The following is an 11,364-nucleotide window of genomic DNA, read 5'->3' as shown; positions in this document are numbered from 1 at the left end:
CTAGAAAAATATTAAACTATCAAACACCGTTTGAGATATTTTTTGAAGAACCGTTGCACTTAGTTTGACAATTCGTCCTAAAAAGCGCTCCTGATAGCTAGCGGCAAATCAGCATTGTCTTTAACAGACTGATAACCACTCTATGCTAACTATCAGAAGCGCTTTAAACTTTTTTCGCTAATTGATTAATACTGGCTAATGTAGGAATTGCGTTCCCAGTCCGATACCTGTTGACGATATGCATCGTATTCCCGCGTCTTGGCTTCGTAGAAACTCTGGTAGAGGTGATCGCCCAGGGCCGCCCGAACAACATCATCTGTCTTAAGATCCTTCAAGGCGTTATGGAGGGTGTCAGGCAGGTTCTTGATGTTCTTTTCTGTCCGTTCCTTTTCGGACATCTCGTAGATGTTTTCGTCGACACTCGGTGCTGGAGTCAGCTTGTTTTCCAAACCGTCCATCCCTGCTGCGAGGATCGTTGCAATCGCCAGGTATGGGTTGGCCGTTGGGTCAACGGAACGCAGCTCCAGCCGCGTCCCCATGCCCCGGTCACTTGGGATCCGGATCAGCGGCGAACGGTTCGAAGCAGACCAAGCAACGTAGACTGGTGCTTCGTAACCCGGAACCAGCCGCTTGTAAGAGTTGACAATCGGGTTGCAAATCGCCGTTAAGCTGCGCACGTGCTTGAGAACACCGGCCAAGAAGTGGTAGGCGGTGTCAGACAGCTGCATTTTGTCTTTGTCGTCATAGAAGGCGTTATGGCCGGCTTGGTCAAAGAGGGACATGTTGATGTGCATCCCTGAACCGTTAATTCCTGATAATGGCTTTGGCATAAAGGTTGCATGCAGACCGTGTTGCTTAGCAATTGTCCGGACAACGAACTTGAAAGTCTGGATATTGTCAGCGGCTTCAAGGGCGTCGGCATATTTGAAGTCAATTTCGTGTTGGCCAGGAGCAACTTCGTGGTGGGATGCTTCAACGTTGAAGCCCATCTTTTCCAGCATAATGACGATGTCACGACGGCAATCTTCACCAGCATCGCCGGGTTCCATATCAAAGTATGATTCGTGGTCATTAACTTGGAAGGTCGGGTTGCCGTGTTCGTCAGTCTTGAAGAGGAAGAATTCGGGTTCGGGACCGATGTTGAAACTCTTAAAACCTGCATCTTCCATCTTCTTGACTTCGCTGATCAGAGCGTTGCGAGGATCACCAGCAAATGGCGTACCATCCGTCATGTGTACACTGCAGATTACCCGTGCAACCTTCCCGTGTTCTTCACCCCACGGGAAAACCAGCCAAGTAGAATTGTCTGGGTAAAGATACATGTCACTTTCTTCAATCCGGACAAAACCATCGATTGATGAACCGTCGAACATGATCTTATTAGCCAGCAGCTTATCCAGCTGGCTAACTGGAATGTCAACACTCTTCATCGTGCCGAACAGATCAGAAAACATCAGGCGAAGAAAATGAACGTTTTCCTTCTTGACCAAGTCGTGAACTTCATCATTGGTATAGACATGTTTTGACATTGAAATCATCCTTCCGTTGCGTCCTGCAACAATCCCTGGGACCAAGTCCGAGTTAACTTCTGGCGATGAGGCGTCACGAAAAGCCGAACAATCTAGCAGCCCCCACTCGTTACTCATCTCTCACTGGTATAAAGATTAACGGCCTGTATGAAAAATGTCAATTCAAATTTAGTGAATCGAACGGTTAAAACTGGGAAAGCGTTTTCTGATTTACTTTGTTAACCATGCCCGTAGATCAGCTTCAATTTCTTTAGTACTATTGACACCGCTGACTAAATCGTACCAATGGACTGTCATCTTATTCCGAAACCAGGTCAGTTGACGTTTCGCATAGTGCCGAGAATCCAGTTTGATTTTTTCAATTGCATCGTCAAGCGAACATTGACCTTCAAAATAATCAAATAATTCGTGGTAGCCGATACCCTTTCCTGACTGCCACTGGCGACCGCCAGCCTGCCACAAACGCCGTGCTTCGTCGACCAACCCTGCCTTGACCATCAAATCAACCCGCTGGTTAATCCGCTGGTACAGAACTTGTCGATTCGTCGTTAAAGCGATGATATAAAATTGGTGCTGACTTCGGTGTTGAGGCTGATCAGAGAAGCGATGTCCCGTTGTCGAAATCACTTCTAAGGCCCGCACCACCCTTCGTACGTTGTTGACCGGAATCCGTTCAGCAGCGTGCGGGTCTTGACGCTTTAATTCATGCCAAGCAGCCTTGGCGCCATACTGTTCAGCAAATTGTTCCCAACGCCGCCGGCTGCTGCCACCTTGCTTACCATTAGAACCACCGAGATTTAGATTGTTGACGAGGGCTTGGACGTAAAAGCCGGTGCCCCCGACCACCAACGGTAAATGCTGACGTTTGCTGATAGCGGCGATTGCCTGATTGGCTAATCGTTGAAAATCTGCCACGGAAAAACTTTCATTCGCTTGGCGGATATCGATCAGGTGGTGCGCTACTCCCGCCATTTCCGCATTTGTCACCTTCGCCGTCCCAATATCTAGTCCCCGGTAGACCTGCATTGAGTCGCCCGAAATCACCTCGCCGTTTAAATCCTGGGCCAGTTGAATCGATAGGGCCGTTTTACCAACTGCGGTCGGCCCGACAATTGCAGCCACTTTGGCCATTCCTAAGACCACCTTTCATTGATTAATTCAAACTTTCTTCGGTGTTAGTAGTGTATAATTAAAGAGTAACCATCACAATACGATTGACAAGAAGGAGGTTGTGAAGATGGGAAAATTTGCTAAAGGCTTTGTATTTGGCACCGTCGCCACGTTGGCAGCAGTAGCCAGTGGCGTAATCACCTTCCACCAAACGGTTATCAAACCCGTTGAAGACGAAGAAAACCGTTTCGACGAAAACCGGCGGGCAGCAATCCGGAAAGGACGGAGTGCTCACCAGGGCTAAATTGCTATAGCCAAATAGACAACAAAAGAAAACCTCTAGAATTCGGAAGTATCCGGATGCTAGAGGTTTTTATCATCTTAGGCTGATCTGACTAATCAGCGTACTTGTCCTTCTTCGTCTTGCCGTGCCATTCCAGATAGCCGCCAGCAAGGATGTAGAGGTCGCGGTAACCGTGCTTGTACAAGACGCGAGCAGCCTGAATTACCGCCGTCGTCCCGGCATCATACAAGTAAACCGGCATGTCCTTACGCAATTCACTGTATTGCTGAGTCAGATAAGCATAGGGAATGTTGCGGGCACCTAAGATATGACCCTTGCGAAAGTCATTATCCTGGCGAACATCCACCACCTGGGCCTTATGGATGCCACGAGCAAACTGATCCTCATCAATTACGGTTGCGTAATGGTGCATCTGCCAACGCTGGAAGAGGTAGGTTCCACCCCAGACAATGATTAGAGCCCCAAAAACAACGACCAGGGAAGCCCACATATTACCACCTGTTGCTGCAATGATCAATCTCTCTCATCCTTCCCTGAGTTTACTCAAACTGACGGGCCAGTGAAGCAGCACCGATCACACCAGCGTCGTTACCTAATTCAGCTAACTTAAGCTTCGTCGAAGTCCGAACAGTTGGAAAGGCAAACTTGGTAAAGTTCTTTTGAACACGATCGAGCAGGAACTTACCAGCAGCCGAAACCCCACCGCCAATAACCATGAATTGCGGGTTCAAAGCGTTAGAGAGGTTGGCACAAGCCAGGCCGAGGTACATGCAAACTTCGTCAACGACCTGGTTGGAGAGGTAATCGTTTTGCTTAGCCAGGTCAAAGACGATCTTAGCCGTTACTTCTTCCCCATTGTCGATCATTGCCTTGAGCTTGCTGTCGCCTTCATATTCTTCCGCCTTGTCTTGGGCAATGTGCACAATCCCGGTTGCAGAAGCATATTGTTCCAAACAACCATGGTTGCCACAAGTGCAAAGGTAGCCACCTGGTTTAACGATCATGTGGCCGACCTCACCACCAGCATCACCAAAACCGTGAATTAACTTGCCATTAGCGATCAAACCACCGCCGACACCGGTGCCAAGGGTGATAAAAGCTACATCGTCACCTTCATTACCAGCACCCTTCCAACGTTCACCTAAAGCAGCAACGTTAGCGTCATTTTCAATAGCAAACTTAAGTCCGGTACCTTCTTCAATCGGCTTGACGACCTCAGTTGGCTTCTTCCAGCCGAGGTTGTAGGCACTCGTTACCGTTCCCTTTTCGTGATCAATTGTTCCGGGAGTCCCCATCCCAATTCCGATGAAGTCCTGTCGATCCATCTTGTAAAGGTCGATGTGGTGGTTAATTGATTCAACGATGTCTGGAGCAATGTGAGAACCGTCATCCAAAATATTGGTCTTGACCGACCACTTTTGTTGAATTTCACCATCTTCGGTCAAAAAAGCGAACTTAATCGTCGTTCCGCCAAGGTCAACACCAATCAATTTTTTATTGCTCATCTTTATTCGTCCCTTTCCTATGCTTTAAATCATACTCTGCTTGTTCTCGGTGTTCCCGCCTCAAAACCAGCTTGGCCTGCAAATAGGTCTGCCGATCAATCACGCCAGCCTGGTACAAGTTATCAACCTCAAGGGCGGCCAATTCAATGTCCCACAGCCGCCGGCCAACGTAGATGAAAACATCAAAACGTTTCAGGAGCTGCAATACATCGTAATAAGTCTTCAAGTAATTGTTATTACTCTGCATTAACGTAACCCCATTCCGCCGAAGACAAAAATAGCTACAAGTAATATAATGCCACTCAGTAAGCGCTTTAGCAAGTCAATTCTTCCGAGGCGCGGTGCAGCAACCACCGCAGCCATCAGAAAGCCACCCACAAGACCGCCAAGGTGACCGGCCAAATCAATTCCGGGCATAAAGACATCAGTAATCAAATTAAAAACAACCAAAAGTAAAAATTGTCTGGCCACGGAACGAATTGCCATATTATCATGAAAAGCCATTCCAAGAAGGAGAAACGCTCCAAATAAGCCGAAAATTCCCGTACTAGAACCAGCGGCCAAACCATTTGTCAAAAAGGCATTGCTCAATAGATTCCCGGTCAACACGCTGACGAGGTAAATAACAAGCATCCGCCAGTGGCCAAATAAGCGCTCCACGTAATAGCCGATAAAAAACAAGGTGATCGAATTGATGACCAGGTGTCCCGTACCAATATGAACAAAACCAGCCGTCAACAGCCGCCAATACTGACCAGCCCGAACGAGAGCCGCATTATTGGCTCCAAAATGCAACAACACTGCCGTATTCGTCGAACCCCCAGCAAAGGTCATGGCCAAAAAGACGACGACCTGAATGACGATCAAGATGGTCGTCACCGGGGCATCACGCCAGGAATAAGTCATTGCTCATCACCTGTGCTAATGACCCCGCCAATTTGAACGTCAGTGTTATCACTGGTCCAGGCATCTTCAGCAGCCAACTGCACATCCAGGGCCAATGAAAGAGTCCGGCCCGAGTAATGCTGAAGATAACGGTCATAATAGCCGCCCCCAAAACCGAGGCGCTTGCCGCTCTTCGTAAAGGCAACGCCTGGAACAACGATCAGATCAATTTGCTCAGCCGGCCAAACATCGCCGTTAACTGGTTCCAAAACGCCAAAGTGGGTTTCTTCAAACTGGGATACTTCGTCAATTGTTACAAATTCCAGCTGGTGTTTCGGCAAGGTCCGCGGCACTAATATCTGCTTTCCCTCTTCTTGTCCCCGTAAAATAATGGGGTGAGTGTCAATTTCAAAGCCCATGCTCATCGTTACCGCAACAGACCGAGCTGTCAGCCATTCCTGCTGACTGAAAAGCTTTGCGTATAGCTTTTGCTCTTCCCTCTGACGAGTGGTCGGGTCCAGCTGCCGCAGGCGAGCGATGTAAGCCTGCCGAATCCCATTCTTACTTGCTGTCATGATCGTGCCTCCCTATTTTAATTACAAAGAAATCCCTAGCATTCAGGCAAGAACACTAGGGACTCATATTGACAGTTATTGACGAGAGCTGAATGACTCCCTTGCGGCTGTCACCCGCAATTTTCCGAGTCAAAGTCGGATTACTTCGTTTCGCGGTGCAGCGTCACTTTGCGTTCGCGTGGGCAGTACTTCTTCAGTTCAAGACGGTCGGGATTGTGCCGACGGTTCTTGCTGGTTAAGTAAGTCCGTTCGTGGCATGAAGTGCACTCTAAGGTAATGTTTACACGCATCGGTTGCAACCTCCAAACATAATTAAGATTATTTCCGGTTATTCGAAAACCTAACTCATTCAATATACCATCAATCAGATCGTTTTTCCAGAAAAAACTCCGACTTTGTTAAGGAGTTTTCCTTGACACGATCTGCCGAAAGAAGAAAGAAAAGCAAAACGACAGCACCGACTTAGTTACTGCTATTTTCGTACTTCTTCGGACTCTGCACCATCTTCCAGTAAGCATTGAAGATTTGCCGGGCCATCGTCATGTTAGCTCCGCCGTCACTGTTCGAGCTACCAGGGATGGAAAGGGCCACGACGACCTGCGGATCATTGGACGGCGCATAGCCCGCAAAACTAAGCGTGGTCGTCGAATGACTCTTGTAGTAAGTTTCGGCCGTCCCAGTCTTCCCAGAAACGGATGGCTTGATGTCTTTCATCTTGCCGGCAGTAACGTAAGCGTTCGTCCCGTGGGTCACCAGATAAAGCCCCTCGTGAACCAGCTTAAAGTCTTCCTTCGTAGCCGGAATCTTAGCCTGAACCTGCGGCTGAGTCGTTGATTCAACCCGCCCTAACTGACCGTTAGCCTTGGTTCCACGAACTTCCTTGACCAGGTATGGCCGCATCTTGTAACCACCATTAGCAATGGTCGACATGTACTGAGCCAACTGAATAACGGTATAGGCATCGTAGTTCCCGTAGGAAAGGTCGAGGGCTGACCCGATATGAGCCTTGTTAGATGGACCAGTAAAGCCGGTTGTTTCACCAGGCAGGTCGATTCCCGTCTTCGTTCCAAGGCCAAACATGTTGAAGTAATAACGCAACTTTGTAAAGGCCTTGGTTGACATCGTCAGGTTCTCGTCTTCCTTATAGTTAAAACCGGCTTCTTTCATGGCCAGCTGCATCATGTACGAGTTGGAAGAAACTTCAAGCGCAGTCGGCGCGTCAACTGCCATGTTGGCGCCACCCGAGTGGTTAAACCAAGAAGACTTCTGGGTTCCAGCCAACGTAATCGGGTGATCGGTCAGCGTGTTGTTAGTCGGGGTGATAACCCCGCTCATCAAACCGCCCATCACCGTAGCTCCTTTAACAACGGAACCAAGAACGATCGGGTGGTTAATCGCCCCAACCTGATCAACTGTCTCTTTACCAGTTTCGGGATCGCGGTCGATCCCTGCCATGGCATAAATTGCCCCGGTGTGAGGATTCATCACGACAGCATAAACACCAGTCGAGTACGCATTCCCCGCAGCGGCGTAGTTGTTCTTGAGGATGTCTTGAACCCTTTGCTGAAACTTCGAATTGATCGTCAGGACCAGGTTATCCCCTTTCTTACCGGCATATTTCGTGACCGACTTGGTGACGTTGTTGCCAGTTGTGGTAACCTCAGTCTGTGACTTGGAACCAGCCAAGGTTGACTGATACTGCTTTTCTAGATAAGAACGACCAACACTGTCATTGCGTGAGTAGCCTTGAGAGAGCAAGCGGTTCACTTCATCGTCTGGCAAACCGGTCTTAGTCGTCGAAACCGTCCCCGTCAACGACTGGGTGTCGGTCCCTTGTGGATAGTTCCGTGTCCAAGCCTTGCCAATTTTGACCCCTGGTATCTGGTTCAGGTGCTCGCCGACTTCGGCCAGTTCCTTAGAGGTAACCCCGGTTTCCTTAATATAGGTCGTCGACAGAGAATAAGCCCCGCTCATCGCAGCGTAAATCTTCGCCTTGTTCTTTTGATCCGCCGTCAGTGAATATTTATCCGGGTGATTTTCCAGGTAGGTCACACTCTTGTTGTAGGCTGCGTTGCTGGTGACACTATCGTTTCCGGCATGAGCCATCTTTTCTACCCGTTTCAGGTGGGCATCGTTAGCCAAGTAGTAATCGATCTTGTTCCGATCAGTCAAACGGTTCTTGCTAACGTCAACATAACGTCCCAAGCGATTGGCAACCTTATATAATTGGGCACTGGAAACGTTGGAGCCTTTTGTGTAGGTTATAGCCTGGTGGGCTTGATTGCCAACCATCACCCGGCCCTGGGAATCGTAAATCATCCCCCGCTGGACGTTGTTCGTCTGGATCGTCGTATCTGACCGTTTCACTTCGGCCTTGTAGGCATTGCCATTAAGCACTTGCAGGTAAAACAGCCGGCCCCCCAGGACCAGCAAGAGAATCCCGACAACAGTGATTAATAAATTCAACCGTGAAGAAATCACAGATTTATTATTTTTACGTTGGTGATCGCCGCGGCCCAGCTTAAACCACCCTTTGATTTGATTCAGGAAATCCACTATTCTTTGCTCCTCAATCTGATCTAATTCGTTCACGAACAATATTATCAAATATACTCCTGGATTGAAAGGCCGGCAAATCGAAAGGACTGAGATTAAACTTTTCTTATGATTCACCCACAGCAAAGCATCTGATCGTCGTTTGACCAGAAGTGCGCTATAATAATAGATCAATTTAGATTCGGAGGCACGTCGTGAAACCAGCACAAAGCAAATATCATCTTAATCCGCACCAGTGGACCCTTCTTGCCAGCTTTTTCTTACCCGTCATTATTATGAGCGGCTACTTTATCAGCCGCCAGATGGCTCCCTTTGGCCAGAGTTCCATTCTGACCGTCGATTTGGGTCAACAATATGTTGACTTCTTTTCTTATTTGCGACGCGCCATCTTACACGATCCCAGCAGCTTTTTCTATTCCCTCGGCAAGGGATTGGGCGGTGAAATGTGGGGGACCAACGCTTACTACCTCTGGAGTCCGCTTAATCTGATCCTCTTACCCTTTGCCGGCCAGCATCTCGCCAGCGGCATCCTTTTTTTGACCCTGGCTAAGTATGGTTGCGCCAGTTTGAGCATGGCCTGGTTGTTGGAACGGCAAGGATTGCAACGTGGCTTCCGGGCTGTCGCCTTTTCCAGCGCTTATGCTTTAATGGGATGGATGATTGCCAACCAGCTCAACTTATTATGGCTAGATGTTCTCTTTATTTTGCCTCCGTTGACAGCCGGTTTAATTGACATTTGGCAAGGGCGACGTCCCTGGCTCTATGTTGCCTGGCTTACCATCTCTCTCATCGACAATTATTATATGGCGTGGATGTGTTGCCTCTTCACCATCCTCTTTTCGCTTTGGCAGATCAGCAGCCAAAAGCCAAGTTGGCCATCTTTGGGCAAGGGGTTCATTAAATACATCGGTTCTTCGCTGCTGGCTGTTGCCAACGCGATGGTCGTTCTTTTGCCAACCCTCTTTACCCTCCTGGATAGTAAAGCTACTTATACTGCCAACAACTGGCAATGGAAGCTCGAATACCAACCGTGGAAGATGCTGGCTAAGCTGCTCGTCCCGGGATCCTTTAATTTCAAACAGATGCCATCGGGGCAGCCGAACCTTTACATCGGAATTCTCCTAACTTGCGGTGCTCTGGCCTACTTTCTCAACCGCAAAATTGCCTGGCAACAGCGCTTAGTCGCTTTCTTGATCACTCTCTTTTTTGCTGCTTCTTTTTGCATTCAAGCGCTCGACCTCTTCTGGCACCTCGGCCAGTTTCCGGTCTGGTATCCTTATCGTTTCTCCTATCTCGCTAGTTTCTGGCTTATCTGGCTTGCCGCCCAAGTGATGCAATCGCAATTCCGGCTGGGCCGGCTCAATACCACGATCATCGCGATTTTACTCATTATCCCTTTAGCCTGGCTATGGTTTCATGCCAGCCAGCTCAACTACGTCAACCACGACCAGTTGTTGATGGCCGCTGGCTTCTTGGTGGCCGCCCTCTTCTTCTTCAACCTGCCGTTGGAAGAAAAACCGTTTGCCATTGATCTCCTCTTGCTATTGCTAGTAGTCCTCGATGTTGGAACCAACGCAGTAATTAGTCTCAACAATATTGCTTACGTTCCGAAAAATCAATTTAGCATTTACACCCAGCGACTCGACCAAGCCGTCAATCGCCTTCATCAGCACGACTCTGGTCTCTACCGGACTGGCAAAACCTTCATGCGTACCAAGGACGATCCCTTTCAAGCCGGTTTTTATAGCGGTGACCACTTTGGCTCGACGATGAAACCCGCTACACCTAACTTCATGGGCGCAATTGGTCAGCCAGATGGTGACGGTTTCGTTACTTATTCAAATGGCACCCAAGTTACCGATGCCCTCCTTGGCTTCAAGTACTTCTTGTCAGCACGTCATGATGGGTACGATAACGGGCAAAGTGTACTTCCGCTGACTGCCTATCGTCCCGACTTGCGCCGTCAACACTGCTTTGCCACCACCAAGATGGTTTGGCTCTCCCACAATCGGGACGCCTTACCGCTTGCCTTCGGGGCCAGCAAACAAATCTTGGGGCTGAAACGAACCACGATGGATCCAATCCAGTATCAATCCCAGATCTTCCAGGCCTTGGCCGGGAAAAAGATCAACCAATCCCTCTTTTCCGTCGAAGACTTTGATCATGTGACCTACAATAACGTTCAACGCTCCAACCGGATCACAGGTACGATCTTTCGTCGCCAAAACCTGCTCAAGCCGGCCAGCATCACCTTGACGATCATCCCCCACACAAATGATTCCTATTACCTCACCCTGGGGCCGGAATTAAAAAGCAATGCCAACATCAGCATCAACGGTCGGCCGCTGCCTCAGTACTCAACCTATCGCAACACGGTAGTCAGCAACGTCGCCTACCATGACAAGGGGCGCCAGATCCGGGTGACCGTTAAACTCAAACATGCATCTCTGTGGATGCAAGACGTCAGCCTCTACCGCTTGCATCAAGTAGCTTACCGAAGCAGTTTGCAGACCTTGCAACGTTCACCACTGATTATCAGCAAGAGTAACTCAACGACTATCAAGGGCAAAGTCAACATCAAAGGCAGTTCACAGGTCTTAATGACTACCATCCCCAACGATGCCGGTTGGCACGTCAAAATTGACGGTCAAGACGCCACCCCGCGGACCGTCGCCGGACTCTTCATGGCAATTCCGATCACAAACGGCTCCCACCACGTGGTGCTCCACTACCGGCCGCCATTCTTGATTCCTGGTTTGATTATCAGCCTGCTTGCTCTTGCTGGTTCCGTTATTGGTGCAAGCGGTTTTTCACGGCGGCACCACCTCCCTGCTAAATAAAAACAACCCCCAAGCCCGATCACCGGTTAAAACCAGTCAATTGAGCTTGGGGGTTGTCTT

11 protein-coding genes are annotated in these 11,364 nt (G+C 49.0%); 2 read left to right on the top strand and 9 right to left on the bottom strand.

What is annotated here, in order from left to right; all coding sequences use genetic code 11:
- Positions 1-185: 185 nt before the first annotated feature.
- Positions 186-1,529 (bottom strand): type I glutamate--ammonia ligase, encoded by a 1,344-nt coding sequence (gene glnA, locus QOR82_RS03905; RefSeq protein WP_283583461.1) that lies wholly within the window; start codon positions 1,527-1,529, stop codon positions 186-188.
- A gap of 210 nt (positions 1,530-1,739) precedes the next feature.
- A complete protein-coding gene (gene miaA, locus QOR82_RS03900; protein WP_283583460.1) occupies positions 1,740-2,660 on the bottom strand; it encodes a tRNA (adenosine(37)-N6)-dimethylallyltransferase MiaA in 921 nt (306 codons plus the stop codon).
- A gap of 106 nt (positions 2,661-2,766) precedes the next feature.
- On the opposite strand from miaA, the gene QOR82_RS03895 reads away from it, so the two are divergent.
- Positions 2,767-2,943 (top strand): DUF3042 family protein, encoded by a 177-nt coding sequence (locus QOR82_RS03895; protein WP_283583459.1) that lies wholly within the window; start codon positions 2,767-2,769, stop codon positions 2,941-2,943.
- A 91-nt stretch (positions 2,944-3,034) separates the two neighbouring features.
- On the opposite strand, the gene QOR82_RS03890 is transcribed toward QOR82_RS03895, so the two are convergent.
- The 7 genes from QOR82_RS03890 to QOR82_RS03860 all read right to left on the bottom strand — a co-directional run bounded on the left by QOR82_RS03890 (position 3,035) and on the right by QOR82_RS03860 (position 8,464).
- Positions 3,035-3,460 (bottom strand): rhodanese-like domain-containing protein, encoded by a 426-nt coding sequence (locus tag QOR82_RS03890; RefSeq protein WP_408612914.1) that lies wholly within the window; start codon positions 3,458-3,460, stop codon positions 3,035-3,037.
- 22 nt (positions 3,461-3,482) lie between these two features.
- Positions 3,483-4,448 (bottom strand): ROK family glucokinase, encoded by a 966-nt coding sequence (locus QOR82_RS03885; RefSeq protein ID WP_283583458.1) that lies wholly within the window; start codon positions 4,446-4,448, stop codon positions 3,483-3,485.
- Positions 4,438-4,695 carry a YqgQ family protein gene (locus tag QOR82_RS03880; RefSeq protein WP_283583457.1) on the bottom strand — a complete coding sequence of 86 codons (258 nt, stop codon included), beginning with the start codon at positions 4,693-4,695 and terminating at the stop codon, positions 4,438-4,440. Before QOR82_RS03880 ends, QOR82_RS03885 begins: the two co-directional genes overlap by 11 nt.
- Entirely contained in the window at positions 4,695-5,354 is a 660-nt protein-coding gene (locus tag QOR82_RS03875; RefSeq protein WP_283583456.1) for a rhomboid family intramembrane serine protease, read from the bottom strand. The genes QOR82_RS03880 and QOR82_RS03875 overlap by 1 nt, the downstream gene beginning before the upstream one ends.
- Positions 5,351-5,908: a 5-formyltetrahydrofolate cyclo-ligase gene (locus tag QOR82_RS03870; RefSeq protein WP_283583455.1), complete on the bottom strand. Its 558-nt coding sequence runs from the start codon at positions 5,906-5,908 to the stop codon at positions 5,351-5,353. The genes QOR82_RS03875 and QOR82_RS03870 overlap by 4 nt, the downstream gene beginning before the upstream one ends.
- Positions 5,909-6,048: 140 nt before the next feature.
- A complete protein-coding gene (rpmG, locus tag QOR82_RS03865; protein ID WP_104688004.1) occupies positions 6,049-6,198 on the bottom strand; it encodes a 50S ribosomal protein L33 in 150 nt (49 codons plus the stop codon).
- A 172-nt stretch (positions 6,199-6,370) separates the two neighbouring features.
- Positions 6,371-8,464 carry a peptidoglycan D,D-transpeptidase FtsI family protein gene (locus QOR82_RS03860; protein ID WP_283583454.1) on the bottom strand — a complete coding sequence of 698 codons (2,094 nt, stop codon included), beginning with the start codon at positions 8,462-8,464 and terminating at the stop codon, positions 6,371-6,373.
- A 194-nt stretch (positions 8,465-8,658) separates the two neighbouring features.
- Here QOR82_RS03860 and QOR82_RS03855 point away from each other — a divergent pair, with 194 nt between their 5' ends.
- The gene (locus QOR82_RS03855) at positions 8,659-11,304 is read left to right on the top strand and encodes a YfhO family protein (RefSeq protein WP_283583453.1); all 2,646 of its coding nucleotides are present in this window, start codon (positions 8,659-8,661) and stop codon (positions 11,302-11,304) included.
- Positions 11,305-11,364: the final 60 nt, after the last annotated feature.

Source organism: Limosilactobacillus difficilis, assembly GCF_947387495.1.
GTDB classification, from domain to species: domain Bacteria; phylum Bacillota; class Bacilli; order Lactobacillales; family Lactobacillaceae; genus Limosilactobacillus; species Limosilactobacillus difficilis.
This window is presented reverse-complemented; position numbering and strand designations above follow the sequence as displayed.

What these genes read in the sequence shown, in the direction of transcription:
- rpmG (WP_104688004.1), bottom strand. Translation starts at nt 6,198, where the DNA reads ATGCGTGTAAACATTACCTTAGAGTGCACTTCATGCCACGAACGGACT.
- miaA (WP_283583460.1), bottom strand. Translation starts at nt 2,660, where the DNA reads ATGGCCAAAGTGGCTGCAATTGTCGGGCCGACCGCAGTTGGTAAAACG.
- QOR82_RS03895 (WP_283583459.1), top strand. Translation starts at nt 2,767, where the DNA reads ATGGGAAAATTTGCTAAAGGCTTTGTATTTGGCACCGTCGCCACGTTG.
- glnA (WP_283583461.1), bottom strand. Translation starts at nt 1,529, where the DNA reads ATGTCAAAACATGTCTATACCAATGATGAAGTTCACGACTTGGTCAAG.
- QOR82_RS03875 (WP_283583456.1), bottom strand. Translation starts at nt 5,354, where the DNA reads ATGACTTATTCCTGGCGTGATGCCCCGGTGACGACCATCTTGATCGTC.
- QOR82_RS03880 (WP_283583457.1), bottom strand. Translation starts at nt 4,695, where the DNA reads ATGCAGAGTAATAACAATTACTTGAAGACTTATTACGATGTATTGCAG.
- QOR82_RS03870 (WP_283583455.1), bottom strand. Translation starts at nt 5,908, where the DNA reads ATGACAGCAAGTAAGAATGGGATTCGGCAGGCTTACATCGCTCGCCTG.
- QOR82_RS03885 (WP_283583458.1), bottom strand. Translation starts at nt 4,448, where the DNA reads ATGAGCAATAAAAAATTGATTGGTGTTGACCTTGGCGGAACGACGATT.